Source organism: Thermoplasmata archaeon (assembly GCA_038851035.1).
Lineage (GTDB): Archaea > Thermoplasmatota > DTKX01 > VGTL01 > VGTL01 > JAWCLH01.
This window is the reverse complement of sequence record JAWCLH010000002.1, coordinates 78,006-104,707: the sequence shown is the minus strand read 5'-3', so window position 1 is coordinate 104,707 and position 26,702 is coordinate 78,006. Positions and strand designations below refer to the sequence as shown.

At 57.1% G+C, this 26,702-nt stretch carries 24 protein-coding genes and 1 tRNA gene; 9 read left to right on the top strand and 16 right to left on the bottom strand.

The features are described from left to right. Nucleotides 1-6 precede the first annotated feature (6 nt). Both QW379_01095 and QW379_01090 read right to left on the bottom strand, forming a co-directional pair. Nucleotides 7-261, bottom strand: a complete 255-nt coding sequence (locus QW379_01095; protein ID MEM2869006.1) for a hypothetical protein — start codon at nucleotides 259-261, stop codon at nucleotides 7-9. A gap of 90 nt (nucleotides 262-351) precedes the next feature. Continuing rightward, on the bottom strand, nucleotides 352-1,638 hold the full coding sequence (locus QW379_01090) for a heparan-alpha-glucosaminide N-acetyltransferase domain-containing protein (protein MEM2869005.1): 1,287 nt from the start codon (nucleotides 1,636-1,638) through the stop codon (nucleotides 352-354). Nucleotides 1,639-1,821: 183 nt separating this feature from the next. On the opposite strand from QW379_01090, the gene QW379_01085 reads away from it, so the two are divergent. Next, nucleotides 1,822-3,561 carry a clostripain-related cysteine peptidase gene (locus tag QW379_01085; protein MEM2869004.1) on the top strand — a complete coding sequence of 580 codons (1,740 nt, stop codon included), beginning with the start codon at nucleotides 1,822-1,824 and terminating at the stop codon, nucleotides 3,559-3,561. A gap of 61 nt (nucleotides 3,562-3,622) precedes the next feature. Here QW379_01085 and QW379_01080 read toward each other — a convergent pair whose 3' ends face one another. From QW379_01080 to QW379_01065, 4 genes are all read right to left on the bottom strand, one after another. Further along, complete coding sequence (locus tag QW379_01080) at nucleotides 3,623-4,375, bottom strand: HAD family hydrolase (GenBank protein MEM2869003.1); 753 nt, start codon at nucleotides 4,373-4,375, stop codon at nucleotides 3,623-3,625. Then, on the bottom strand, nucleotides 4,372-5,370 hold the full coding sequence (mtnA, locus tag QW379_01075; GenBank protein ID MEM2869002.1) for an S-methyl-5-thioribose-1-phosphate isomerase: 999 nt from the start codon (nucleotides 5,368-5,370) through the stop codon (nucleotides 4,372-4,374). Before mtnA ends, QW379_01080 begins: the two co-directional genes overlap by 4 nt. Continuing rightward, nucleotides 5,367-5,900 carry a hypothetical protein gene (locus QW379_01070; protein ID MEM2869001.1) on the bottom strand — a complete coding sequence of 178 codons (534 nt, stop codon included), beginning with the start codon at nucleotides 5,898-5,900 and terminating at the stop codon, nucleotides 5,367-5,369. Before QW379_01070 ends, mtnA begins: the two co-directional genes overlap by 4 nt. A gap of 131 nt (nucleotides 5,901-6,031) precedes the next feature. Continuing rightward, a complete protein-coding gene (locus QW379_01065; GenBank protein ID MEM2869000.1) occupies nucleotides 6,032-7,135 on the bottom strand; it encodes a DUF373 family protein in 1,104 nt (367 codons plus the stop codon). 188 nt (nucleotides 7,136-7,323) lie between these two features. Here QW379_01065 and QW379_01060 point away from each other — a divergent pair, with 188 nt between their 5' ends. The 3 genes from QW379_01060 to QW379_01050 all read left to right on the top strand — a co-directional run bounded on the left by QW379_01060 (nucleotide 7,324) and on the right by QW379_01050 (nucleotide 9,282). Further along, entirely contained in the window at nucleotides 7,324-7,857 is a 534-nt protein-coding gene (locus QW379_01060) for a hypothetical protein (protein MEM2868999.1), read from the top strand. A gap of 1 nt (nucleotide 7,858) precedes the next feature. Further along, the gene (locus QW379_01055) at nucleotides 7,859-8,992 is read left to right on the top strand and encodes an SPFH domain-containing protein (protein MEM2868998.1); all 1,134 of its coding nucleotides are present in this window, start codon (nucleotides 7,859-7,861) and stop codon (nucleotides 8,990-8,992) included. Between the two features lie 180 nt (nucleotides 8,993-9,172). After that, nucleotides 9,173-9,282, top strand: a tRNA-Tyr gene (locus QW379_01050). Between the two features lie 230 nt (nucleotides 9,283-9,512). On the opposite strand, the gene QW379_01045 is transcribed toward QW379_01050, so the two are convergent. Genes QW379_01045 through QW379_01020 form a run of 6 tightly spaced genes read right to left on the bottom strand, consistent with a single transcriptional unit; the run spans nucleotide 9,513 to nucleotide 16,255 of the window. Beyond that, nucleotides 9,513-11,093, bottom strand: a complete 1,581-nt coding sequence (locus tag QW379_01045; protein MEM2868997.1) for an FMN-binding glutamate synthase family protein — start codon at nucleotides 11,091-11,093, stop codon at nucleotides 9,513-9,515. Between the two features lie 3 nt (nucleotides 11,094-11,096). Beyond that, the gene (locus QW379_01040) at nucleotides 11,097-11,801 is read right to left on the bottom strand and encodes a 2Fe-2S iron-sulfur cluster-binding protein (GenBank protein MEM2868996.1); all 705 of its coding nucleotides are present in this window, start codon (nucleotides 11,799-11,801) and stop codon (nucleotides 11,097-11,099) included. A gap of 4 nt (nucleotides 11,802-11,805) precedes the next feature. Beyond that, nucleotides 11,806-13,662 (bottom strand): NADH-quinone oxidoreductase subunit NuoF, encoded by a 1,857-nt coding sequence (gene nuoF / locus QW379_01035; protein MEM2868995.1) that lies wholly within the window; start codon nucleotides 13,660-13,662, stop codon nucleotides 11,806-11,808. Next, a complete protein-coding gene (locus QW379_01030) occupies nucleotides 13,610-14,200 on the bottom strand; it encodes an NAD(P)H-dependent oxidoreductase subunit E (GenBank protein ID MEM2868994.1) in 591 nt (196 codons plus the stop codon). The genes nuoF and QW379_01030 overlap by 53 nt, the downstream gene beginning before the upstream one ends. Next, nucleotides 14,193-15,053 (bottom strand): hypothetical protein, encoded by an 861-nt coding sequence (locus QW379_01025; GenBank protein ID MEM2868993.1) that lies wholly within the window; start codon nucleotides 15,051-15,053, stop codon nucleotides 14,193-14,195. Before QW379_01025 ends, QW379_01030 begins: the two co-directional genes overlap by 8 nt. Then, a complete protein-coding gene (locus tag QW379_01020; protein ID MEM2868992.1) occupies nucleotides 15,050-16,255 on the bottom strand; it encodes a Glu/Leu/Phe/Val dehydrogenase dimerization domain-containing protein in 1,206 nt (401 codons plus the stop codon). The genes QW379_01025 and QW379_01020 overlap by 4 nt, the downstream gene beginning before the upstream one ends. 201 nt (nucleotides 16,256-16,456) lie before the next feature. Here QW379_01020 and QW379_01015 point away from each other — a divergent pair, with 201 nt between their 5' ends. The 4 genes from QW379_01015 (at nucleotide 16,457) to folD (ending at nucleotide 20,854) form a co-directional block, all read left to right on the top strand. Further along, entirely contained in the window at nucleotides 16,457-17,554 is a 1,098-nt protein-coding gene (locus QW379_01015; protein MEM2868991.1) for a hypothetical protein, read from the top strand. A 108-nt stretch (nucleotides 17,555-17,662) separates the two neighbouring features. Further along, nucleotides 17,663-19,222 (top strand): bifunctional phosphoribosylaminoimidazolecarboxamide formyltransferase/IMP cyclohydrolase, encoded by a 1,560-nt coding sequence (purH, locus tag QW379_01010; GenBank protein MEM2868990.1) that lies wholly within the window; start codon nucleotides 17,663-17,665, stop codon nucleotides 19,220-19,222. A 56-nt stretch (nucleotides 19,223-19,278) separates the two neighbouring features. Continuing rightward, nucleotides 19,279-19,902, top strand: a complete 624-nt coding sequence (purN, locus tag QW379_01005) for a phosphoribosylglycinamide formyltransferase (protein ID MEM2868989.1) — start codon at nucleotides 19,279-19,281, stop codon at nucleotides 19,900-19,902. A 4-nt stretch (nucleotides 19,903-19,906) separates the two neighbouring features. Further along, nucleotides 19,907-20,854 carry a bifunctional methylenetetrahydrofolate dehydrogenase/methenyltetrahydrofolate cyclohydrolase FolD gene (gene folD / locus QW379_01000; GenBank protein MEM2868988.1) on the top strand — a complete coding sequence of 316 codons (948 nt, stop codon included), beginning with the start codon at nucleotides 19,907-19,909 and terminating at the stop codon, nucleotides 20,852-20,854. A gap of 96 nt (nucleotides 20,855-20,950) precedes the next feature. Here folD and QW379_00995 read toward each other — a convergent pair whose 3' ends face one another. Together QW379_00995 and QW379_00990 are read right to left on the bottom strand one after the other, a co-directional pair. Next, the gene (locus tag QW379_00995; protein ID MEM2868987.1) at nucleotides 20,951-23,035 is read right to left on the bottom strand and encodes a CARDB domain-containing protein; all 2,085 of its coding nucleotides are present in this window, start codon (nucleotides 23,033-23,035) and stop codon (nucleotides 20,951-20,953) included. Between the two features lie 460 nt (nucleotides 23,036-23,495). Then, the gene (locus QW379_00990) at nucleotides 23,496-23,876 is read right to left on the bottom strand and encodes a 30S ribosomal protein S8e (protein MEM2868986.1); all 381 of its coding nucleotides are present in this window, start codon (nucleotides 23,874-23,876) and stop codon (nucleotides 23,496-23,498) included. Between the two features lie 87 nt (nucleotides 23,877-23,963). On the opposite strand from QW379_00990, the gene QW379_00985 reads away from it, so the two are divergent. After that, nucleotides 23,964-24,797 carry an undecaprenyl-diphosphate phosphatase gene (locus tag QW379_00985; GenBank protein ID MEM2868985.1) on the top strand — a complete coding sequence of 278 codons (834 nt, stop codon included), beginning with the start codon at nucleotides 23,964-23,966 and terminating at the stop codon, nucleotides 24,795-24,797. On the opposite strand, the gene QW379_00980 is transcribed toward QW379_00985, so the two are convergent. Further along, nucleotides 24,749-25,213: a hypothetical protein gene (locus QW379_00980; protein ID MEM2868984.1), complete on the bottom strand. Its 465-nt coding sequence runs from the start codon at nucleotides 25,211-25,213 to the stop codon at nucleotides 24,749-24,751. The genes QW379_00985 and QW379_00980 overlap by 49 nt on opposite strands. Nucleotides 25,214-25,404: 191 nt before the next feature. Then, complete coding sequence (locus tag QW379_00975; protein MEM2868983.1) at nucleotides 25,405-26,628, bottom strand: proteasome-activating nucleotidase; 1,224 nt, start codon at nucleotides 26,626-26,628, stop codon at nucleotides 25,405-25,407. Nucleotides 26,629-26,702: the final 74 nt, after the last annotated feature.

Below are 26,702 nucleotides of genomic sequence, written 5' to 3'. Positions count from 1 at the left end.
GGGTCTTCACTTTTTATTCTTCTCAACCGGGGCTCCGCCACCTCCGCCTGCGCTGCCGTCCATGGAGTGATCCAGCTCAAGGATTCTGGGGAGGGCATAACCCGCAGCAGCACCTATTCCGAAGGCGATGAGCATCTTTATTCTCTCATTCATTCTCTTGAGGGAGGCCTCCTTCTGAATCAGCTCCTTCAGCTCTCTCGCCTCCTCCTGCGTTATTCCCCCAGACACCGCTTTATCCAGTAACTCGTCAATGCGGGACATCGTTCACCCTCCCTCGCCATGGGCCGCACGGGGCCGGCGCTGAGTTCATTGGCGCGGGCATATATATATTCTGTTCATGGTTCAGGAGCTTCAATTCGCCCCAGTGCCTGATCCGGAGAGCCTGGCCAGAAGCCATTCTAGGCTCCACCTGAAGTCAATCCGGGACCAGACGAGGGCAGCAGCGAGCGAGAGCGCGCAAAAAACGCAGATCAAAAAGACACTCATAGGCATCGTCATAGAGCCGAGGAGGCCTGCGGCGCGAAAAAGCTCATAACCGATGAAGTGGTGCATCACGAAGATTGTGAGCGAGAGGCGCCCCAGACTCGCGAGTGGACCGGGCTGGACTATCACAGCGCCCGGCCGCTCGGAAAGCGTCTCATTCTGTGGCCCGATTTCTTCCCTCGCTGCCTGTAGCTCTTCAGTTGGTGGATGCGAGGGAGGGGACGAAAGGCGGGGGGAAGAGAGAGCGGGGGCTGGAATGGGTGGATGTAGGCTAGTCTGTGGCTCGGGGGCTGAAGGGGAGACTTGCCGCAATGGGAATAAAGTTGCGGTCGTCAATGCAAGGATGGCAATCCCAAGAGAGAGGAGGGAAAACGACAGAGACGGTGGGAAGAACTCGAGGGGACTGGCGCACACAACCAGAATGACTCCAGCGCCAGTGAGGACTAAGGAGGCCAGAACAACGATCGCCACACCGTTCGTTCTCCACTCTACCCCCGGGGCTACCCGCCCTCTATGCACACTGCCTGCATGGCCGAAGAGGAGCTGCCCAGCCACGCTCCCCGCCATCATCACCGGCGCCCACGGAAGGAGGGGGAAAAAACCGGACAGGAACATGTTTCTCATATACTCCATAGGCGATGACGCGGCCGACATCTCGTCAGAGAAGAGTCTGACCGGCACACCGGCCCAGAAACGGAGGGCGGGGGCAATAAGCAGGAGAGAAAGGGAGAGTAGGGCGCGCCTCGTTGGATTTAAAAGCATGAGCGGAGCGCATATCAAGATGGAAAGACCGATACACTGCAAGACACCCCACCCCCAGAAGCCGTAGACGTGGTTCTCTAAGACCGTAAATACTACCCCGGTTGCAACAAGTAGGCCGCCCCTCGTGAGGCTCCGCCGGAGGAAACCCGCGGGCTTTTTCCTCATGGATAAATAGAGGCCGGTCCCAGCTGTAACGAAGAATATCGGGGCCGCCATTCCACCGAGCGCACTGCCTAGGACGACGGCAGGGTGGTCCATTTCCGATTCCTTCAGCCACCAGAACCCGAGATGGGCCTCGAGCATGAAGAGGACCGCAAGACCCCTGAGGGCGTCTATATGTGGGATGCGGTGGTGATGAGACGATAGTGCGTGGGTGGCGGTCCGGGGAATCATCCCGAGGCAGATGGGCCGGGGGTGTAATAATACCATTCTAGGGGCGCCTCACAAAAAGATTCTCTGGTTGATACTCCGCCTCTCGAGCCGCGGATGTGAGATGCGGGCGGGCACCTCGGTCGTGCATGGAGACCAAAAATCATATCTACCACCTATATCGTGTAACAATGAGGGTAGAGACGTATGTTAAGCCCTTTCAGAACCGTTGTCCTGACGGTTCTAGCGCTCCTGCTGCTTGCCCCGATAAACCAGCCGAGAGGGGAGGCGGGCGCACGCCTAGCGGAGTGGAGCATACTCGTCTACCTCGACGCCGACAACAACTTAGAGGGTGCCGGCATTCACGACCTCAACGAGATGGAGACCGTGGGCTCAACGCCGGAGCTGAACATCATCGTTCAGATGGATAGGGCCGATGGCGAGGACACCACGAACGGCAACTGGACGGGCGCGAAGAGGTTCTATGTAACTCGAGACAGCGACCCCGAGACCGTGTCTTCGAGGGAACTCGCCGACCTCGGCGAGGTCAACATGGGCGACCCCGCGACATTCATCACCTTCGCGAAATGGGCCGTGGACAACTACCCGGCGAAGAGGTACGGTGTAATTTTCTGGGACCACGGTGGTGGCTGGTACGGGGCATGCTGGGACGACAAGGACGACGACTATCTCGACCTGGCCAACATAACGGAATGCGTGAGGGCCTTAAGGCAGCACCTCGGTAGAGACATTGACCTCGTCGGATTCGACGCTTGCCTCATGTCCGGTATTGAGGTCCTCTACGCTCTAAGGGGAACCTGTTGCGCCGCCGCTCTCTCTGGTACCACGGAACCAAACGACGGGTGGCCCTATGACTGGATTCTCCCCACGCTCGCCTTGAGGCCCTCGATGACTCCTGAAGAGCTCGCAGCCGAGATAGTGGACGATTACGTGGATTCCTACACTGACGGCAAGGAGGATCCCGAGGATACTCCTCAGGCCACGATGTCGGCCTGGGACATGGAAAAGGTCGAGTCCCTGTTCGAGCATTTCAACCAGATGAGCATGAGGCTCGCACTCCGAGCGATGACCTATAACGCATACTTGCGCGAGGTCCGGGCGAGGACACAAGGGTACGACCCTGGCCATGTGGTCTTTTTGGACATCACAAACTATCCCCTCTACGACGTCTATGATTTCTGCGAGCAATTCCTGAGCCCAGCCGGGGGCCCGGTTGTGGGCCTCCTCCTCGACAGTGGCCTGAAGGAGAACCTGCTCGGTGTTCAAAGGAGCATTGAGCTCGCTAGAATCGCTGAGAGGCACGGTCCCCGCTTCCCGGACGGGCACGGCCTCACGATGTATTTCCCAAGTGGCGACAGCGGGGTTGTCCCCGGAACCCCAAGGACACAATACGACTTCAGATACGACACCCTCGATTTCTCGCGGGAGCTATTCTGGGACGACTTCCTCAAGGCGTTCTTTGATGTCAGAAACCTGCCAAACACCCCGCCCTATGTGAAAATCAGCTCGCCTGCGGATGGGAGTGTCCTCGACGCCTCAAATCGAAGTGTCATTGTTTACGGCACCGCCTTCGACGCGGGTCAGGTGACGGCCGTGCAGATAAGAATCGATGGGGGGAAGTGGAGGACGGCTGAGGGAAGGGAGGCATGGAGCTACAGGTGGGACATATCCCGCCTGAGCGGCCGCCACACCATCACGGTCCGGGCCACGGACGGATTAACCGAGTCGCAGGAAGTCTCGCACACCTACTACATTAGGGCGGCTAGCAACCCTCAGAGAGATTACGGCCCTGCGATGGTGGCAGCCGGAGCATTTCTGATTCTGGCGGCCGGGGGCATCATCTTCTGGGCCAGAAAGAGAGGGGTAAGGCTCAGAGAGATTCCTGAGAGGCTCCGGGCGGCATGGGGAGGACCTGGGGAGAGTTGAGAATTGTCACTTCCTCAGGAGCGATTTCAAGAGAGGGCGGGGGACCCAGCGGGGCAGCCTCTCAAACCATCGGTTGATAAAGCAGCTCGATGAGAATTGTGCCGACCCTGCTCATGTGGCTGGCAACGAAGTCGGCACCGGTGAGGTCCGTGGCGCTCATTCGGTGGTCCACTAGAATTGTGGTCATTCCGAAGCTCCTAGCCACCTCCAGCTCCTCCCCCGGAGCGCTTCCAATAAAAATCGCTCGGTTCCCCCCGCAGCCTGCTTTCCCCAGCGCCACCTTGAAAATCCGGGGGTCCGGTTTAGATGCACCAACCTCTTCTGCGGTCGTCACAGAGTCGAAGAGGCCGCAGAGGTTGAGCCAGACGAGCTGCTTCTCGATATAGGCCGTATCCGCGTCGGCAAGCAGGCCAATATAGGCCCCCTCAGCCCGGACCCTCTCCAGTACCTCCCTCGCGCCGTCATGGAGCCGGACGAAGGCCTTGTGGTGGTTGAGGTACTCACTGTAGAACCAATCACGGTCCTCCTCACCAATCCTGACAGTGCCGCCCCCGATACCCCCAACCAGCATGCTCAGGGCGTTTCTGACCAACTCCCTGTGCGGCGTCCATACCGAGCGCCGACCGAGGGGAGCGCGCAGAAAGCTGTTGAACTCATTGAGAAGGATGGAGGGCTCCGTCGTCAGGTGGTATCTCTCGACGAGCGACTCCATCAGCCGAAGATGGGCCTCGTCCTGGGTTTCCGATGTGGCGAGCGTGCCGAAAAAGTCGAAGAGAATGGCCCGGAACCTCCTCCCCTGCCCTGATGGGCTCATAAGGCATCCCTTATCCTGCTGGGACTCAGAAGCCCTTTGTCGGTAATGAAAGCGGTGACGTATCTCGCTGGGGTGACGTCGAATGCTGGATTGCGGGCCCGAGCTCCCCTGGGTGTGATCCGCGTCCTCCCCACCATTAGGACCTCGTCCTCAGACCTCTCCTCTATCGGTATTTCGCGGCCGTCACGGGCGGTCCTGTCGAATGTGCTCAGCGGGGCCGCTACATAGAAAGGAATTCCGTTCTCTTTAGCCACCACCGCCTTCTCGTAGGTGCCGATCTTATTCGCAAAGTCGCCGGAGAGGGTGATTCTGTCCGCTCCGACTATGACGAGGTCAACCTCCCTCCTGGCCATGAAGTGTCCCGCGGCGTTGTCGGCGATGACCGCGTGGGGGATGCCCTCGTTCATCAGCTCCCATGAGGTCAGCCTTGCACCCTGCAGGCGCGGTCTAGTTTCGTCAACAAACACGAAGAGCTCTTTCCCGCTATGGTGGGCGACGCGAATGGGCGCCAGAGCGGTGCCGTAGTCCACCGTCGCAAGCGCACCGGCGTTGCAATGGGTGAGAACCCTGCTCCCGCTCTGAATCAACCGGGCCCCATGGACGCCAATCTCGTGGCACTGGCTCACAATACTATTGACGAAGTCCATCGCCGCCTCCTTCACATCCTCCCCACCCGCTGCCGCTTTTTCCATCAGCTCAATGGCGTAAAACAGATCGTGAGCCGTGGGCCTTGTGGCGCGGAGCGTGGCCGCGGCCTTCTGAAGGTCCTGACCCGTCTCCCAAGCTAGTGCCATTCCATAGGCCGCCGCCGCGCCGATAGAGGGCGCGCCTCTCACCACCATCTCCCTTATAGCAAACGCCACAGAGCGCACGCTCCGTGCCTCGTATATTTTCAATTTATGTGGGAGTAGCCTCTGGTCCATGAATTTTACAGTCTTTTTCTCATACCAGAGGGCGGGGAGGTTCCTCGCCCTGCCGCCAATCCTGACCTTCACAAACCTCCCTCCCTATTTTGAAGGCCACATCGGCGGTCCCGGGCTCCATCGTTCCCTACTCCCTTGAGTAACCGAGTTTCGAGAGCTAGCTCTCCCACCAGATTCACCAGCTCCTCAGCGCTTCGAGCCATCATCAGAACACCCCGGCCTCTGATTCCGGCCACCTTGCCGTGCTCTCTGGCGAGCCTGACTACGCTCATGGCCTCCCTAAACGAACCCGGAGGATGGCTTTCAGTGGTGCACGGGATCCCTTCGGGTGGGCGGAGGCTCCAGACGAAAGAAACCGCACCAACTAGTTCGTCCGTCCAATAGCTGAGCCAATGGATGGGCGTGTCCGGACTCGGCTCCGCAAGTCCGATGACTAGTGCCGTGTGGCGCACGGGGTCATAGTCCGCCACCTCGACGGCCTCCGCCCCCTCGGGGCTGCCCGGAATCCTTCTCGCAGGGGTGATGACGAAATGCGGCCCGGCCCTGATGCTGAGGGAGCAGGGAATTTCTCCCACCCTGTGCAGAGTCTCCGCAAGCAGCACCCCCTCAGGCAGGCGGCATGGCTCCCGACTGGCGAAAAAGCTGCCGAGGACCATCCAAGACGAATTGACCATGATCCCTTGAGTGAGTATTTCGCGAGCGCTATATAACCCTTGGGTTTCTTGCTTTTCCTCTAGGCCGGTGCTTCCCCCGGGCTCTTCTCACGGGAGAACCGATAGAGCACCGCTCCCAGAACAGCAATCGTTACAGTCACAATAAGATAAATCATTACCTCCTGCAGCACCTGGTCCGCTGTTCGGTTCCGCAGGTGCCCCAGAAAGAAGCGCACTAATGTGATGGCGGCATTGAAGAGAAAGAGCATGGCAACACCGGAAAGGGCCATGTAGACATTCTCCCATCTCCTTCTCTTCAATCTGAGGTATTGGTCGACAAAATACCCCCCCTCTTTTACGACGTGGGCGGGTATGATCCACCAGATGAAGCCAGACGTAAAAAAGAGGAAAGCCTCATCCACGGTGGGAATGGCAGATGCTGCTGTAATCCGGTAGGTATAGGCGGCGCCAATAAATATGATTAGAAAGGCCGTGAGAGAGGTGAAAATGGAGAGCTTGGCACTAAGCATTCCTGCCCGAAGCTCCTTGATTGTATCCTCCACCCTGTCCCGCACGCGCAGGGCCTGGAGAAGGAAAAAGGTGCCAATAAAAAACCCTATGGAGCCGAGCGCGAGATTCTGAGGAGTGTAGAAGCCTGTAATCGCAAACGCCCCCCACACCATGAGTAAAAGGGAGAAGGGCACGATTACCTTCATCTGGATGTTCTCCTTTGTCATCCCCTTCCGGATGATGTAGAGGGTGCTCTCTATTCTCTCGCTCTGCTTGACCACCACTCGGCGGACCTCGTGGACCTTCAGCTTCGACTTGAGCATCGGGAGGACCCACTCGTCCTCTGGGCCGTCTGAAACCACGATTGCCCTGTCCGGCTGGAGCTTGCTGATGACTTCGCCGAGCTGGAGGGCCACGAGGTGGTCGGATTTACGGCCAACCTTCGGGTCGCCGCAGACCGTTGCCAGCTCGACCTGCTTTCCAGCCGCTCTCAGCTCATCGTACAATTTGATTGCCGCAAACAAAGAGTTTGAGTCAGAGTCTTCTGGGTCGGCTAGCGCAAGCTTCACAGCTGCTCTGAGGTTCTGCTTCCGGCCAATAATAGGACTGTCTATGCCGGCCTTGGTGCCGAAGTCGTTGTCCCTGTCCACGCAGAGAACTAGGATTTTGGCCATTGGCACGATTATTTATAACTACTTCTATTTATAGATTGTTTATGGTACAATTTTAGAATTATTGGGGAATTGGGGCAACAGGCCTTGGCTTACACCCACCTCTCACCCACGCTCAACACTCATCATTTATCTGGAAATTGCATATTTATAAATAGGCACATTTATATGACCATACAAGAGGGAGAGACATGCCGGATCTGAGGGAGAGGGTTGAGGAGGACCGGGGCATTATAAAAAAGATTCAATCAGTTATTCCGGGATACGCTGGTTATAGGCGACGGGAAGACCTCCGCGCGGCGGACAACCTCCTGCGAATTCAGATGGCGGAGAGGTTGGGAAGGGCCAGGACGGAGGTGGAGAAGTGCCGGAAAACTCTTGTGGACAATATGGCGACCCAGCAGCTGGACAGCCTTGGCCAGCTCATCAATAGATTCAAGAGCGTTGAGGGGCAGCTGAGGCATGCCGAGGGGGGCTACAGTGGTATCTCGCCGACGATTCGGATTGAGGAGCCGGAGCTGAACCAGCTCTATGAGTATGACCTGAGCCTCGTCAACCATATCCTCTCAATAGAACAAGGAGTCCTTCCTTTGAGGAATGCTGTTACCTCGGGCTCAGCACAGCAGATAAAAGCGGAGATAGAGACCCTGCGTAGCAGGATTGATGAGCTGGAGAACACTTTTAAGGCCAGAATTAGGAGGATAACGGGCACGGAGGTGGTGTGAGATGACTCTCATAGGCGCGGAAACATTCATCTGGGACGACGCCAACAAGAGGAACAATGTGATGTGGAAACTGCCCAGAAATGTCAAACTGAACGACAACATCGTTGTCAGGGAAGACGAAATAGCAGTCTTTTATAGAGACGGGAAAGCTCTGGCATATCTGGATAGGCCGGACAGGTACGCGCTAACCTCACAGAACGCCCCGATACTTGGCAATCTGATTCACTTCCTCTCCGGCGTGAGGCAATGGGCGGAGGTATATTACCTGCAGAAGAGGGCTTTTGACGCCAAGTTCGGTAGCAAACAGCCCTACCCGTTCAGGGACCCCGAGTTCGGAATGGTCAATCTACGTGTGTTCGGCGAGTTCAGATACAAAGTCAAGGACCCTGCCAACTTCATCAACCAGTTCGTGGGGGCGCTCAACGCCCATACCGCTCAGGAGGTGGAGGAGAGGACTAAGGAGCAGATGGTGATTGTGGTTTATGACTCGCTCGGCAAGATGAAGGAGAAGGGGATGGGGGTGGCGGACCTCGCCGCCAATCTCACAACGATAGAGCAGGTTGTGCTCGAGAGGTGCAAGGACCACTTCGAGCTGTATGGCCTGTCCATAGAAAAGATCTCGGGGCTCTACATCAACATGCCCGAGGAGGTCCAAAAGGCCGTTGACACCCGCTCGTCGATGACCATTCTGGGAACGAGTTATATGCAGTATCAGGCTGGGCAAGCGATGCGCGACGCCGCCCAGCAGCCCGGCGGCGCAGCAGGAGGAGCGGTGGGCGCGGGCGTGGGAGTGGGCGCGGGGTTCGGGATGGGGTATATGATGGTGGACGCGATGCGACAGCAACCTCCCTCTACGGTCGCAACCGTGGCTCCTGCACAGAATATAGCCCTCAAGGCCTGCATCGCCTGTGGCATGCAGATTCCTGCCGATGCCAGCTTCTGCCCGAAATGTGGCAAGCCTCAGACCCCACCGGGGAAACTTTGCGCCAAGTGTGGTGCGCAGGTCCCGGTGGATGCCCTCTTCTGCCCCAAGTGTGGCACAAAGATGGGGGGTGGTGTCTGCGCGGGCTGCGGTGCCCAGCTCGCTCCCGATGCTAGGTTCTGTCCTAAATGCGGGAGGGCGGCGGGGCAGTGATGCCCCGGCCCGGGAGACGCCTAAACTTTATATCTGCCGTCCACCTTGCCACCGGCTGAGCCGAGGCTAACTCCAAGCTATCCTTGGCTTAGCTTAGACAGGCGGTTCTACAGACCGCCAATAATATATATCCGGCGTCTGCTTACCACCACTCTGAGCATGTGCTAGACGCACGCTGTCCCCGGCTTAGCTCAGACTGGTGGAGCGGGGGACTGTAGTAGGTGACCGGGCAAGCCCGGTGCCCCGCAGCCATCCTCAGGTCGCTGGTTCAAATCCGGCAGCCGGGACCACTTTTTATGGGCTTCCTGGATTTGTCCGGCCCGTGGGGCATCATACCAATTGCTGCCCCGCAATTTCCGCCAGCACTTTTCGCCGGACAAATTCCACAGGGCGAAAAGGGCTGGGGCATCGCAACAATTGCTGTCCCTCCGAAGTGGGGCGTCCGCTAATAATATAGTAGAAAAGAAATAAAAGGGAGGAGGGGAGGGGATATGCAGGGACTGGATATAAGGGGGTAACCTTATTCCTTTAAAATCCTCTCCGCCTCCTCCCGGTCAGCGTCCATCACATACCTGATTCCACTGATTTCGGCCGCCTCCCTGGTCAGAGCCGCGATATCGTCCCGCGAGATATAGTCCAAGGAGAACTTGCGGCTCCCACACATCAGCTGGCGCAAACCCTGCGCAACCCTCTCGAGATAGGTGTAGAGGCCGAGCGCACCCGTCGGAACCTCCTTGAACCTCTCCCCAAGCCTGGCAGCCAGCTCCGGCGCCGTGACGAAAATCTCCTCCGGCGAGGTCCCAAAGCGTCTGACATACACGGGCACCTGACCCTCCTTTATTTTACGCCCTAGCGTCTTTCCAACCATCGCAGCCGTGAGGGGGGCACGGGCCATTCCTACAAGCTTGGCATAGGGGGCACAGAGGGCGAGGCCCTTGAAGACCTGGTCCTCGAACGCGAACCCTCCGGCCACGGCAATGTCCGGGACGTACTTCCCCTCTCCAGCCAGACGCTCACAGTATTTATAAAGAAGGGAGTGAAGCTCGACGGGAGGTACCCCCCACTCGTTCATCATTCTCCATGGGCTCATGCCCGTCCCGCCGCCGGCGCCGTCCACTGTTAGGAGATCAATTCCCGCAAGGGACGAGAACTTCACCGCCCTAGCCAGGTCCGCCGGTCTGTAGGCGCCCGTCTTCAGAAAGATGTACTTAGCTCCCATGCTTCGGAGCTCCTCGACCCTCTTTAAAAAAGCCTCTTTCGAGACCATTCCCACCCGCGAGTGTCTCTCGAATTCCTTAAATGTGCCCCTCTCGAAAGCCTTTATCACAGACGGATCCATCGGGTCGGGGTGCACGATGTAGCCCCGGCTCTTCAGGAGCTGGGCCATCCTGAGATCCTTTATTTTCACCTCACCCCCAATGTCCTTTGCTCCCTGTCCCCACTTCATCTCGACGCACCTAACTCCGAGCTTCTTTATCGCATACTCATGGACCCCAAGCATCGTGTCCTCCACATTCGCCTGGACCACGATTTCACCATAGCCGTCTTGCTGCCACTTCCTGTAGAGATTGACCCTCCACTCCAGCTCCTCGGACCTGACGACTCTGCCGTCCTTTATCTCAGCCTTCGGGTCCATACCGCAGACATTCTCACCGATTGTCAGAGGGATGCCTGCGAGGGCGCAGCCGATCGCCAGACCCTCCCAGTTGGCCTTCGCTATCCAAGTGGAGCCCAGGCCCGGAACAATGAAGGGCAGGCGGAGCCTTATACCCCTATCCCTCCCTATCCTTCTCTCAAGATTCACACTTGGGAAAATCGCCTTGTTGCTGTCGGCCTCTATCCCCACTGCTCCCACGGTGGTTCCCATGATAGTGAAGTGCGAATAGTCCACCGGATAGATTTTCTCGGATGCACTAGTTATAATTCCGAAGGGCTGGGGATAGAGCACCTCGCGCCCCCGGTAGGCCGACTTGCCCACCTCGCACATTCCTATGCAGCCATCGACGCAGGTCGCGCACAACCCGCTCAGCCGTGATATTGCCCCTTCGGTCCTATTCTTAGTCAGCGTCGCCGCTGTTGCATTCACCTTAGACAGAGACATTCTTTATCCCTCCTTCTTTACCACCTCTTCCTTTTTCCTCTCTCGCACACAGGTCCCACAAGCCGACTCGCTCATGAAACACTGAGCGTCATCGTAGTGCTCCAGGCACGTTGGCTCCATGTTCAGGCAGGCGTTGCAGACAGGCTCTTTCGCGTCGGGGCCCTGGCACCTCGCCATGCACGCCGGGCAGATGTACATGCAGGCCCCGCAGCGCCGGCAGGCGTCGGACTTTGCATCGAAGGGCGTAGTTATCTTCATATCCCTGCCCCGCCCCGCAAATTCGATCGCCTCGGCCATCATCTGCTCTTTGCAAATCCTCACACACAGGCCGCAGAGGATGCAGTCCTCGTTCTTGAGCTTGAATCTAACCTGCGTCACACCGTATTGGGACGCGAGGTCCTGAAGGGTCTTCGACGAGGGGCAACGAGCTAGTAGGAGCTCAATCACCATTTTCCTCGCGGCCGTTACCCTCCAGGAGCGCGTCCTGACCTCAAGGCCCTCGAGGGCCGGATACGTGCAGGCGGTAACCAGTCTGGCGGTCCTCCCGGAGCCTATCTCCACAAGACAGAGCCTGCAACCGCCGTAGGAAGAGAGGCCTTCTTCGTAGCACAGCGTCGGGATGTCGATGCCGTAGAGCCTCGCGACCTCAAGAACCGTCATCCCCTCCTCGGCCACGACGTCCAGTCCATTTATCCTGAGACTGACCACTCCGTCACCCCCTCCTGACCGCGCCGAACTTGCATGTCGTGTAGCAAATTCCGCACTTGATACATTTCTCCAGTGAGATTGCGTGGGGCTTCTTCTTCTCTCCCGATATCGCTCCCTGGGGGCAGGCCTTCGCACACGCGCCACAGCCCGTGCACTTATCAGGCTCTATGGAGAACCGTATCAGGGCCTTGCACACACCAGCCGGACATTTCTTTTCTTTTATATGCGCGAGATACTCCTCCCTAAAGTACCTGAGCGTCGAGAGAACCGGGTTTGGGGCCGTGTTGCCCAGACCGCACATCGTGGTGTCCCTGACGATGCCCGCGAGCTCCTCGAGAAGGCTCAAGTCGGCTTCGGTGGCCTCCCCCTCCGTAATCTTCGTGACGAGCTCCAGCATCCTCTCTATGCCTTCCCTACAGGTGGTGCATTTTCCGCACGACTCTTCGAGAAGGAACTTGAGGAAGTACTTGGCGATGTCTACCATACAGGTGTCCTCGTCCATCACCACCATCCCGCCTGAGCCCATCATCGCCCCGAGCTCCTTCAGGGAGTCGTAGTCTATTGGAACATTGACCTTGTCCGCGGGTATTATTCCTCCCGAGGGCCCACCGATCTGGACGCCCTTCAGCTTCTTTCCCCCGGGGAGGCCGCCGCCGATTTCATAAATTATTTTTGATAGGGTCGTGCCCATTGGAACCTCGACGAGGCCCGTGTTGTTTATCTTCCCCACGAGCGCAAAGACCTTCGTCCCCTTGCTCCCCGGCGTCCCAAGCTTCGAGTACCAGTCGGCGCCCCTATTTATTATCAATGGCACATTGGCCCAGGTCTCGACGTTGTTTATGTTGGTCGGCCTCCCCCACAGACCCTCCTCGGAGGGGTAGGGGGGCCGCTGCCTCGGGACCCCCTTCTTTCCTTCAACGGAGGCTATCAGGGCAGTTTCCTCGCCACACACGAATGCCCCAGCACCCCTGACCACACTCACATCGAAGCTGAAGTTGGATCCGAGTATGTTCTTGCCCAGCAGCCCGTACTCGCGAGCCTGCCTAACAGCATTCTCGACATTCTTTACTGCCAGAGGATATTCATTCCTCACATAAACGATTCCCTCAGAGGCCCCGATGGCGTAGGCCCCGATCGCCATGCCCTCGAGGACGCTGTGAGGGTTACCCTCGAGCGTACTCCTGTTCATAAACGCTCCGGGATCACCCTCGTCCGCATTACAGACCACGTATTTCGGCCCGCCTCTCGCCCTACGAGTTGTCTCCCACTTGATACCCGTCGGGAAGCCCGCCCCACCCCTCCCCCGCAAGCCGGACCTCTTGATCTCCTCAATCACCATCTCCGGTGACATTTTGTTGAGGACCTTTGCAAGAGCGGAGTAGCCACCGCGCGAAATATAGTCTTGGATGCTCGAGGGGTCCAGCGTAGGGTTCATTCCAAGGATGAGCCTCGTCTGCAGCTTGTAGAACGGTATCTCGGTATCTCGAACCACCTTCTCGCCAGTAACAGGGTCGGTGTAGAGAAGCCTCTCGATAACCTCTGACTTCTTAACGCTCTTTTCTACAATCTCAGGAACGTCCTGCGGCATGACCTTTTGATAAGAGATTTCCTCAGGATAAATCACAATATGTGGCCCGCGCTCGCAGAACCCGCGGCACCCCGTCGGTTTGACCATCGACACATGAGTCTTCTTCAACCCCCGCTCCTTCAGCTCTTTCTCAAAGGCGGCGAACACGCTCTCCGCGCCGGAGGCGAGGCATCCCGTGCCGGCGCACACCGCCACCCACTTTTTCTTCTCGCTGTGTTCATTACGAAGCGAGCGCTGGAGTGTCTCCAGCTCCCCTATATTTTTCAGTACCATCCCTACCCCCTCTAATCACCTCTTTCAACACCGATCTCACCCTAGATGGCGTCATGTTGCCGTGGTACTCCCCATCAACGACCACTATCGGACCCTTGGCGCAGCAGCCGAGGCAGTTCACGGTCTCGAGCGTGAACTCGCCATCGTTCGTGGTCTCTCCCGGTTCTATTCCAAGAGCTCGCTGAAACTCCTCCAGCACCGCCAGCGATTTGCGAACGTGGCAGGCAGTGCCGAGACATACTGTGACTACGTGCTTTCCTCTCGGCTTCAGGGTAAATGCCTTGTAGAAAGTGGCTATTCCGTAGATTTCACTCAGAGAGACCTCCAGTCTCTTCGCCAGATGCTCCAGGGCGAAGTGGGGGAGGTATCGGAACTCGGACTGAATATCGAAAAGCATGTTGATAAGCCATCTCCTCTCCCCTTGGTACCTATCAATCACGCCGTCGACGAAGTTCTTCCAGCCCTTCATCTCCCCAGCGAGTTCATCTTTGACTGAGACCTTCTTCACCTGTGCAGTGGCATCCGATTCGCTACCCATTCAGCTCACCTCCTGAAGCGGCTCTTCTGGCTTGAGCAAAATAAAAATCAGCATTGGCGTTTGGGGCTCCAGCAGCGAATTCGACTCTGAAGAGCGCCTGAACCGTCGAAAGGACTTTCCGCAGGTCCTCCCGCGCTACGGCCGGGTCTTTATAGATCCACTCGCGCCTCCAGGGCCGGCGGGGACACTCAACTCTTTCTCCGCGCAGTCCAGCGCCGAGAAAATTCGGAAGGATAGTGATGGAGAATTCCGGGTTATTCCACAACAGATTTGAGTGCATGCTCTCCATGCTCTGGGAGGCGGCGGAGATTCCCATTAAAGGACTGCTCTGGATGCACCACTCGGGCGTGACGCAGTCCTCTGGAGAGCCCTCGCTCCAGTCCAGAGTGACGATTCTGCAAACCCCGTCGCTCCAGACAAGTAGAACTGCAACATTCTGGGCCTCGCGCCCGTCCGTGTAGAGGCCAGAGCACCGGCTGGCGAGGGCGACGCAGGGTATGTCCTCTGGCAGGGTAGTAGATGGCCAGAGACGCACCAAACACTCCATAACCTCAGGCCCCACCCCACCTGGCGAGCTATACATCGGAAGCTTTATGGTTCTGTGGACGCTCCAGACGGGTTCCGGCATCCCCAGGCCCGCAGCATAGCTCATTCTTCCGGCGATGTGTGTCTTCCTGCCGGCAGAAGGGAGTTCTAGGGGAAGCTTCCTAGGGGCTCGAATGGGGTACTCGCCTTCCTCAACACTTTCGATGCAAAAGGAGCCCGCAAAGACCTTCGAAGGAGCCTCGACCAGATTGCGGAGGTTCCATGAAAGTATGAGGGGATGGAGCAGTTGGGGGATGCTCTCCGTCATTTCCCTCCCTCCATCGCTCTCAATATCCTCTCCCTTGCCAACTCTTTCGCAACCCGCCGGAATGGAACCCCAGGCTCTTTTGAGCTCTCGACAATCTCCTTAACGGCGGATTTTATCCGAGCCCCGATAAGAGAGAAGGCCTCCTCGCAGCTCTTCCTCTCAAGCTCCGAGTAGGAAGCTATCGCCGCCGCGGAAAGTGTCAGAATGTCAGGAAGGACAGGAACTCCCCTCCTTGTGAGAACCATCTCTGCAATAGGCGTGAGCGGAGCGCCGGGACCCTCCACAATACACTTCGCCTGAATCATATGAGCGATTTCCTCGGTCACCATTCCCCTCCCCCCACAGAGCACGAGGGCGTCGCATTCTATCTTCAATATCTCTTCCTGGGAAGTTCTATGGCCAACTTTGTACTGCGCCAGCGACTGCCTTTCGCTCGTTGCGCAAGAAAATTTCAGGGCCTTGCCAAGATCGATTCCGGTAGGGTCATAAATCGCTCCCCAGTCATCTGAGAGAGCTACTATCTTAGCTCCCTTATTCACACAATATCTCGCCACGGCCGCACCCACGCACTCAAACCCCTGGAGAGCGACCGTAGCCCCCTCTAGTGACCCTGGGAGGTTGTTGCCTTCCCCACTCAATTGGAGAAAGCTCTCAAGAGCCACACCTGCACCGAGGCCCATTACTCCCAGCTCGTAAGGAATACCACCCATCTCCACTGGCTTTCCAGTTGCTCCACGCCTGTCCCCGACTTCTTCTGCGAAAACGCGCATCTCGGCCTGCCCCGTATTGATGTCTGGGGCGGCCACGTAACAGTCAGGAACGCATGGCGATACACCTCGAGCAAATGCCCTCACGAGCTGATTTTTGTCAATTTCCCCTCCTTCAAGAAGACGAATTCCCGCCGCCGCCCCGCCAAGACGGACGCCCGCGAGCGCACAGGCCAATGTGTTACTCCGGGCCCTGTTGAAAACCTCACGTGGTTTAATGACTTTCTCAAATCTCACCCCTCCCCAGCCGGGACCCTGGGTGGTATTGTCTATTATCAGTATGCCCTGCATTCCGCTTTCGGGCTCATAGACGTGGATAACCTTCGATGGACCCCAATTGTCCAGAAACGCGAACACATTGGTATCCTCAAGATAGGCAAGGAGCTTGTCCGTGTGGATACCGATGCTGGCCCTCTCTCCCTCTATTTTTGTCATTTGCGATGGAGTGAATACAGTCTGAATATTTATATTATGTATATATATTTGAATTATATTTTAATAGATATTAATATTTAATATAGAGATTAATATCATAATTTAACATTATCATTTATTTATATTATACAATAATGATTATTATTTTTAGTTTAATAAATAGATATATAATGATAAAATTTAAGCGAAATATTATTATAAGTGACATTTATACCTTTTATTATGTCTGAATTGCTTGAAGACATCCTGAACCTGGACATCCTCGAGAACCTCTGCTCCGGCTCGGGGGTGGAGGTCAACATTAGCGCCCTAGCCTCAATGTTCAGCAAGCACCGAAACACCATCAAAAACCATCTCAGGGAGCTCTTCGGGCACGAGATACTGAATCCACCTGTCTATCCTTTTCTTTGGATATATCAGGAGTATCCCCTGATGATCACCGTGAGGGCCGACCTTCCCCGGGAGGAAAAAATCGAGCGTTTTCTGAAGGAAGATGAACACATCTTTGCTGCATTCTATGTTCGAGACGGGGAGTACAATACCTTTCTTATCGAATTCTTCGAGAATCTGTTCACCTATGGGGAGTGGAGGAAAAGGATTGTTGCCGAGAACCTCATCCCACCTAGAGAGACTCGATACCCTGGAGACGCAATGATGTTTAGTAACCAGCACATGATAAAATACCAGCCCCACTCGCCTGTAATCAATATAGAAGAGCGGATAAGTCGGGGAGAGACCGTAACCCTGAACGGCCTCAAATTGAGCAGCATTTGCTTCAATATCCTGAAAAAGCTGACCTTCGGTGAGGGAATAAGGACTAATGAGAACCTTCTAGCCCAGAAGCTCGGCGTCCATCGGAGGACAATTGAGCGAAGAATCAAAGAGATGCTCGAGGCCAGAATCATCGGTCCCCCGGTATGTAGGTTTCCTAAGTTCTTCGTGCCGCCTGATTATATTCTGGTTTATTATCTTATGGAGGTCAGAAAATCAATGGATAAGCTCCTCAATGCAATTAAGACGGATCCGAGCATTCCCATCGCCCTCCTGGCCAACATCGGTCGATACAACCTCCTGCTGTTCGGTTGTTACGCAAATGTCGAAGAGCATTTCAGGTGGGAGGAGCTTTATGACAGCCGGTTCCCGGGTGCGATTGGGGCTATGAAGAAACTAATTCTCCTACCCAGGATGATGGCCAACATTGATCAGCAGAAAGTTTCTCTCGGGATAATCAGGCGCAGAAAGGAGATGTTGCGCGGGAGGGAGCTCGTGGGGAGTGTGACCAGTGTTAAGGCAGGGTAGCGGCTGGCCGAGGCTGGAGCGCGGAGGCCGGCGGCTTGCCGTTCCAATGCCCCACGCCCCCTCTACCAAATCTTTATTTCGCCCGCCCCTATTCGCTGTCAGGACACCATGAGCGATCGCGAGGTCAAGCTGGCCCTCATCAGCGTCTGGGACAAAAGGGGTGTGGTCGGGTTCGCTCGCGAGCTGTCGGCGCTCGGGGCTGAGCTCGTCTCCACGGGCGGCACGCTCACTGTCCTCAGGGAGGCGGGTCTTAAGGTCCTCTCCGTCTCAGACATAACAGGCTTCCCGGAGATTCTGGACGGGAGGGTCAAGACCCTTCACCCGGCGGTTCACGCGGGAATTCTGGCCCGCAGGGACGTAAAGGAGCATGTCGCCGAACTCGAGAGGAGGGGCATCAGGAAAGTGGATCTGGTCGCGGTCAACCTGTATCCCTTCGAGAAAACGGCCGTAGCGCCCGGCTGCACCCTCGAAGAGGCCATTGAGAACATAGACATTGGGGGCCCGGCGATGCTGCGCGCCGCCGCAAAAAACTTCGAAGCGGTCGTTCCTATTTGCTCTCCGGAGGCCTATCCGGCGGTCATTGACGAGCTCAGGAGGACGGGCCGGGTCTCGCTCGAGACCCGGAGGAGGCTGGCACTAGAGGCTTTCGCTCACACCGCCGCCTACGACGCTGCCATTTATTCCCTCTTGCCCCGATTGATGGGCTTCGAGGAGCTTTTTCCGCAGAGAATCTGCCTAAGCGCGTCAAAAGCGCTGGAGCTCAGGTACGGAGAGAACCCGCATCAGAGGGCCGCCTTCTATCGCGACCCGGTCAGGCGGGAGCCTTGCGCCGCGTTCGGCGAGGTGCTCCAGGGTAAGCTCCTCTCCTTCAATAATTATTTAGACCTAGACGCCGCGCTCGAGTTGGTCAAAGAGTTTTCAGAGCCGGCAGCGACCATCGTGAAGCACACCAGCCCCTCCGGGGCCGCGGTCAGGCCGTCGATATCAGAGGCTTATCGAGAGGCCCACGCGGCGGACCCCAGGTCAGCCTTCGGAGGGGTTGTAGCTCTGAATAGGGTCTGCGACCGACCCACGGCAGAGCAGATAGCCTCCACCTTTATCGAAGCTGTCGTCGCGCCTGACTTCGAGGAGGGGGCTCTGGAAGTCCTGAGCAGGAAAAAGAACCTGAGGCTTCTCAGGGTCGGCCCGCTTGAGGCGCCGGCGTTCAGGGATAGGATTGACGTGAAGCGCATCGTTGGCGGATATTTGGTTCAGGAGAGGGACCACGCGCTGCTCAGCGCCTCCGACCTCAGAGTGGTGACGGAGAGGCGCCCCTCCGAGGAGGAACTCAGGGATCTCCTCTTTGCTAGGGTAGTCGTGAAGCACGCTAAATCCAACGCAGTCGTTTTCGCTAGAGGCCTCGTGACGACAGGAATCGGCGCGGGCCAGCAGAGCCGCGTCGACAGCGTTGCCATCGCTGTGAGAAAGGGCGGGGATAGAATAAAGGGCAGCGTGCTCGCCTCCGACGCCTTTTTCCCCTTCCGTGATGGAGTGGACGAGGCTGCCGCCGCCGGAGTGACCGCCATCCTTCAGCCGGGTGGGAGCATAAGGGACGGCGAGGTCATTGCTGCGGCGAACGAGCGAGGAATCGCCATGGTTTTCTCTGGCCTGAGGAGCTTCAGGCACTGAGTAGCTAACCGCAAAATGGATGGATTTGGAATGTAATTCTGTGTGGGGGTGCGGGTGTGCTCAATCTAGGGGTTTTGATATCGGGCCGGGGCTCCAATCTCCAGGCGATTATAGACGCAACGGAGAGGGGAGAGCTCGACGCGCGTATCTCGGTGGTCATCAGCAACAAGGCCGACGCCCTAGGCCTTGAGAGGGCGAGGAGGCACGGAATAGAGGCCCTCTATATTCCATCGAAGGGCCGGCCAAGAGAGGATTTCGAGAAGGAGGTGGGCGACGAGCTGGAGAAGAGGGGGGTGGAGCTGGTCTGCCTAGCGGGGTTCATGCGCATCCTCTCCCCCTATTTCATACGGCGCTTCAGAAACAGAATCATGAACATACACCCCGCCCTACTCCCTTCCTTCCCAGGAGAGAATGCGCAGAGACAGGCGCTCGAGTATGGCGTGAAGGTCTCCGGGTGCACCGTCCACTTCGTTGATGAGGGGGTGGATACCGGCCCGATAATCGTCCAGATACCTGTTAGGGTGAGGGAGGACGACACGCCCGAGACGCTCGCCGCCCGGATTCTGGAACAGGAACACAGGGCCTACCCGATGGCGATACAGCTTTTCTCGGAGGGGAGGCTGGTCGTTGAGGGGAGGAGGGTCAGAATCCTCCCCCCAAAGGGAGAGGGGCAGGGATAGTGCCGTGACCGCTAAAATTCTTTCGGGGAAAGAGCACAGCGAGCGGATAAAAACCCTTCTCAAGGGGGAGCTGGTGGCTCTGGGTGAGAGGGGAATTAGACCGGGCCTCGCGGTGATTCTTGTTGGGAGGGACCCCGCCTCCGATTTATATGTGAGGACAAAGGAGAGGGCCTGTGCAGAGCTGGGGATTATTGAGAAGACATTCAGGCTGCCGGAGGCGACAAGCGAGGTTGAGCTTCTCAGACTCATCGCCACACTCAATAGCGACTCAAGGTTCCACGGAATTCTAGTGCAACTGCCCCTCCCGACCCAGATTGATGAAAAGAGGGTTCTGGAGGCGGTTTCGCCGGACAAGGACGTCGACGGCTTCCATCCCTTCAACATGGGAAGATTGGTCGCTGGAGACCCCCTGTTTGTTCCGGCCACTCCCGCTGGAGTGCAGGAACTCCTCGTCCGCTCTGGAAACAGCCCTGAGGGGAAACATGTCGTCATATGCGGCCGGAGCAACATCGTGGGAAAGCCTCTGGCCTGCCTCCTGATGCAAAAGAGGAAAGGGGCCAACGCGACTGTGACTGTCTGCCACACTGCCACCCGGGACCTAGCCTCAATAACGCGTCAGGCCGATATCCTGGTAGCGGCGATGGGTAGACCTAGAGCCATCAGGGCCGACATGGTTAAGGAGGGGGCAGTGGTAATCGACGTTGGCGTAAACCGGGTCCCCGACCCGGCCTCACTGGGAGGTACAAAGTTGGTCGGCGACGTCGACTTCGAGGCGGTAAGGGAAAGAGCATCCGCGATCACACCGGTGCCGGGCGGTGTCGGGCCCATGACAGTAGCGATGCTCATGGCCAACGTTGTTAGCGCGGCGGGCAGAGCAGAAGCCGGCCCCCGGCAGAAGCCATCATCCAGTGAGCTCTACACTGCCCGGCTGGAGGAGAGTCGGGAAGGGTAGAATTTCAAGGGGTGGGGGAGAAGGGGCTGTCAGTAAAGTAAAAATGCCCGAAGAAAGATAGAAAAGAGAAAAAGAAAAAAAGGAGAAAGAGGTGTGCTACTTCTTTCTCCGCCTTATCATCGCCGCAGCCACCACTATTGCAGCTACGAGCAGTAGCGCCTCGAAGCCCGGTGTGTAGTGCAGCTCGCATGAGACGCTCTTCGTGCTGGGCGAACCAGCCGCATCGCCGGATATGGTCGCCACCGCGGTGTGCTTCCCTTCACCCTTGACCTTCCAGGTGATGTTCTGGATGAATTCCTTGCCACCCTCGATATGGAGGGTGATGGGGATGGGGGTCAGGAGCTTCTTTCCCTCGGTGACGTTGAGCACCACCGTTCCTGGAAGCTCTCCCGTGTTCTTTAGGGTGATCGTCAACGTGTAGCTCTGGGTGCTGTCCTTGGGCTGCCCCTCCTTCTTCTTCGGCTTCACAGTGAAGCCAGTTATTATGATGTTCGCAGGGGCGAGCTTGTGCCCCACCAGCACCGTCACGTTCTTCTCGGCGCCCAAGGCCTTCACGTAGAAAGTGTGGTTGACGTCGCCTATTCCCGTGATATTCACGATAACCACAACGTCCTTTGTAGAGCCTGCGGTCAGATTTATGGTTGTGTTGGTGAGCTTGGTGGTGCCGTCGAAGAACTCGACCAGGAGCTCAATGGCGTCGCCCGAGCCCTCGTTCTTGATGGTTGCTCTGAACTCTACCTCATCGCCGATTCTAAGCTCGGCTGGCACGACGAAGTCCGTAATGTTTATCACGGGTGTTCTGTTTTTCACCGTCAGGTTGGCCGACCTCTCGAAACCAGCAACCGCGACCTTGACAGTTAATTCGGTGTCTGCCTCGACCTCTGGGAGAGTCCATGTGAACACCACATTCTCTATGGCGCCCTTGAGAACCGTCACGTTCTTGGTTTCAACGGTCTCAGTCCCGACGATGAAGGTCACGGGGACATCAACAGCGTCCGCGGTACCGTCGTTTGCAACAGTCGCGGTTATCGTGACCGTGCTTCCCTCGAACTCGGCCTCCGGGAAGACCGTCAGGTTCTGGATAAAGAGATGAGCCTCACCCCTGACAGTGATGTTGACAGAAGCCCAGTAGGGCCAGTCGGTCTGGCTGCCCACACCTACGTAGATCGTGTGGTTGCCCAGAGGGGTTGCGTCGGTGACTAGCCAGTTCCACTCAACGCTTTTGGTGCCGTTCGGCTCTACCGCCTCTGTTATGGTGACCGTTGCCGCCGGGGCAAGTGTGTCGTCTACATAGAAGCTGACCTGGAAGTCCACCGCCGGCACATTCCCAGCGTTTGTCAGGACTGCCGTGATGGTGACATTGACCTCAGCCCCTTTAGTAATGGTGACCTCCTGCGGCTCCGCAGTGGGTTCCTGCTTCAACTGGATGTCTGGCCTTGGGTTGGCGAGCGAGAACGGTGGAGAGTTATTGGTTTGTCCGTTCAGTACGGCTGTTATATAATGCTCCCCGTCCTCAATCCGTAAACCCTCGAATGTGGTGACGAGTATCACGTCTTTGTGGCTGCTTGCGGGAATGGTGGTCTCGTTGTTGCCCACTAACAGCGTACCATCAAGCTTGAAGGTGACGTTGGCTATCCCATCGGCGTTCCCGGAGTTCGAGACCCTGGCTGTGATGGTGACCTCGTCAATCCCGATTACAGCCTCTCCTGGGGATACCGTGACCTCGCCCAACTTGAGATCCGATCCCCGCACGGTGAAAGTGTCTTCCTTATCGGTTAGGGTCTGTTGGTCGTCGTCGTTTATTGCCGTGACTTTAATGTGGAAGTCGCCGTAGGTGTCCGGGGTCCACTCCCAAGTCACCGTTTTGGTGTTGGGGGAGCTTAGGGGGAAAGGCCCCTCCGGCGTTCCGTACTGTTGGTCGTTAATGAAGAGTGTCACGATGAGTTGGTTCACGTTCGTTCCGCCGGCCGCTATTCCAACGGTGACCTCTATTTTGACAAGCACCCCAACCGCACCCTCTGTTACGGAGCTATTTTCTGCATTTTTATAGGCAATGGAGAGGTCAAAGTTACCTGCCCTAGCTGAGGACGCTCCCGAGGGCGCTCCCATCGCCACCAGGACGCTGAAAAGAAAACCTAGCGTCACCAGCAGCGTCGCTCCTTTCCGTACCTTCACATTCATATCCCTCACCTTTTTCGCTCTTTCTGATTATTATGATTCCCTCAATGGGAAATCACAGTTTCATAAAAAATCATACATGGATATAAAGATAGCGCTTCTCTTTTCGCATATTGTTAAATGATAGTTTCGACATTTGCCGTAGACTTTCTTTTAGAGTTTTTGTGCAATTATTTTTAGAAGTTTTTGCTTGGCATGCTTCTTTCTCACAAGCACTCTTCCTCCCTGAGCCCACCAACGACCGGGGAAGGCTGCGCGTTCCTCCACTCGGGGTTCTAGAGAGGGGTCTGTTGAGCGCGCGGCCATCAAAATCTGTTGAACCGTGGGACGCTCCTTCGCCAGCTTTCTTGGCACCCTCCGGCCTTCCCGCCTACTCAGAGTGGCGTCGAAGTACTCGGGATACAGAACAAGCAGCCCCTCTTTCCGGGAAGGCGTGCCGCCCCCTCCTCACGTTCTCTGGGACTCACTCAATCAAGACCGCGTTGAGGACCCCGTGCTGGCCAGGCCTCGATGTCACGCGGGCTCGCCCGAGTTCCGTTTTGAGAATTGCACCTTTGGTGATGATGTTGCGCTGGACGTAGTGGGGGTTGGCGGGATTTTCTAGCACTGTGAGAATCTTGACCCTCTGGACATTCTTCGTTTTCGGGTCTAGCAAGTTGACTGTATCACCCTGTAAGACCCTGATTTTATAATGGGCGCTTCTCACCCTCACCTTCTTGGTTTTCGTTGCACCTATCGTGGCCAATTGGACTTCCCTGCCTATCTCGGTTTTCCTCTTTTTCCGGAATGGGTGATACATACCTCCTGTCGGTTTGCGCCTCGACCTTCCCTGCCAAAGTGCCATTATCTCACCGTACGGGTGACGATGGGGGGACCCGTATATCAATGTTTCTTGGGAGGGTTTATTAGTCACGTCGAGGGTGTCTTGGGCGTGGATTGGCTTGAGGCTATTTTTCTGGGCCTGATTCAGGGCCTCACGGAGTGGCTTCCCGTAAGCAGCTCCGGCCACCTCGCCCTTGCCCAGCACTGGCTGGGAGAGGTCCCCTTTATTGTGGATGTGTTCCTTCACTTCGGCACGCTTTTTGTGATTCTCGTGTTCTTCAGAATGGAGGTCTTGGAGGCGTTGAGAGGGGGGCTGGAGCTGGCCAAGGCCCTCGGGCGTGGGGAGGGCCTCAGGCGTGCGGCGCGGAGGAGCGCAGGCCGAAGGATGGCCGCACTGGTCGCCGTAGGCACCATACCGACGGCCCTCATCGGCCTCCTGTTCAATTACGCAATCGGTGGCAGCCTTTTCACTCATCTGACTCTGGTCGGGTTGGGCTTTCTTCTGACGGGCGTCCTCCTCATCCTCACGCGCGTCCGGCCGGGGCGAGAGACCCGGGGGCGAGGCGTTTTGGAGCTCGGTGCGACGGATGCTCTGGTCATGGGAATTGCCCAGGGTCTGGCGGTCCTTCCCGGCTTCTCCAGGTCGGGGTGGACGATAGGGACGGGGCTTCTGGGCGGAGTCGAAGGGGAGACTGCAGCGCGCCTCTCCTTTCTCCTCTATCTCCCGGCGGTCTCGGGCGCCCTCATCCTGCGCCTCCCGGACCTGGCGCACGAGAGCGGTACTCCACTTCTCCCGGCCCTCCTCGGAACGGCGGTGGCGGTCGTGGTCGGCTACCTCACCTTGGGCTTTCTGACATGGGTGGTGAGGAGAAGGGGATTTCAGTGGTTCGGACCCTACTGCCTCGCCGCAGGGGCGTTCGTGCTGCTCTGGACCTTATTGTGAGCCTTGTTGCCCGTCTCCGCCTGCTCTTGAGGGAGTCTCAGGCGGACCTTCCTCTCGTCCTCCTCCCTCTTCAGCCGCTCCCTTTCGGTGAGAATGGCAAGCATTCTCTCCCGGGCGCGTCGCTCGGCTTCCTCCGCGCCCCTCTCCAGAATCCAGCCCTCACACTCCAGAATCAACTCGTCCATGAACTTCGACGGCAGATAAAACCTCCCCCGCTCTGCCCTCACCGCATCCCGCGCCCTCTGAATTACCTCGAGTACGGCGTTGTGGGCATATATCTCCACGAGGTGGCGGGCTCCGCCGTTGCTTGCTCCCTCCAGCCTTCGCCTCCTCTCCGCCTCCGCTCTTCTCCCTTCCTTTCCATTCGCGCGCTCCGCATCTCCCTCCTCGCTACCCCCACCCCCAATTAGTTTCACGGCGTTTCACCCTCCTGCCATAATTCCCTTGAGACAGACCGACACGCGACAGGCCGCGATAGGTCTCCTCTAGTTCCTGGGCCACGACGCCCACAGGCAGCTCTTCTTTCTATCCCTCCAGGTCCCCTTTCTACAGTCCCTGCCTCTCCATCTCTCTGCCCTAGGACCCACGTTTGGGATTGGGATGTTATTTAGGCGAACATCACGCCGGCCTCGTTCCACTTGACCGTAGAGCCGCGAAGGAGCTTCTCGAGCGCCTGGTCGAAGTCGCGCTGAGTCACCCTGTCGCGGTTGTCTCTTATCGCAAACATCCCAGCCTCGGTACAGATTGCCTTGATATCGGCTCCCGTGGCCCCCTCGCATTTCTGGGCGAGCGAGAGGAAGTCCACACCCTGCTCGATATTCATTCTCCGGGTGTGGATTTTGAATATCTCGAGCCTGGCTTCCAGGTTGGGAATGGGAATTTCGATAATTCGGTCAAACCTGCCCGGCCTGAGCAGAGCTTCGTCCAGAATGTCGACCCTGTTGGTTGCGGCGATTATTCTGACGTCGCCTATGGGGTCGAAGCCATCCATCTCGGCGAGGAGTTGCATCAGCGTCCTCTGCACCTCACGGTCCCCTGAAGTTGCGATTTCGAGCCTTTTCGCTCCGATAGCATCGAGCTCGTCAATGAAGAGAATGCTCGGCGCTTTCTCCCGCGCTAGCTCGAATAGCTCTCTGACAAGTCTCGCGCCCTCGCCGATGTACTTCTGGACTAGCTCGGAGCCGACGAGTCTGATGAATGTAGCGTTGGTCTGTTGGGCGACGGCCTTGGCCAAGAGGGTCTTTCCTGTTCCTGGGGGACCGATAAGGAGGACGCCCTTCGGAGGCTCGATGCCAACCTTTTTAAATAGCTCGGGCCTCGTCAGAGGATACTCGACACACTCTTTTATCTCGCGAATTTGCTCGAGCAGTCCGCCGATGTCCTCATATGATACCCCGGGCTTCTCTATGACCTCACCGCTGGCGACGAGGGGGTCCTTTGACGCCGGAAGGATGCCCATTATCGAGAGGGTCTGCTTATTCATCGACACTCTTGTGCCGGGGATGAGCTTCTTCCGGTCAATGTAGTCAGCGGCAAACACTATGAAGTCGGGTCCAGTGCTGCTCCGAATCACGACCCGGCCATCCTCGAGGACGTCCCGCACATAGCCCACAATCAGGGGCGGGGTCTTAAGGCGCTCCAGCTCGACCCTGAGCCTCTTGATCTCCTTCTGGAGACGGAGGAGCTCGTTCTCTACATAGCGCCTCTCGCTCTCTGCGCGCCGGACATCCTCCATGAGCTGGGCGTTCTTGCTCTCCAGAGCAGAGATGCGATCGGCTAAGTAGTGGGACAGGTCCGGGCCGCTGTCGCTTGCCTCCTCTCGCTCACCCATCGGGCTCACCTTTCGTCGGAGGTATCACTATTAGGCTCTCCCTATTTATTGTTTGCTACACCCACCCTACCCCA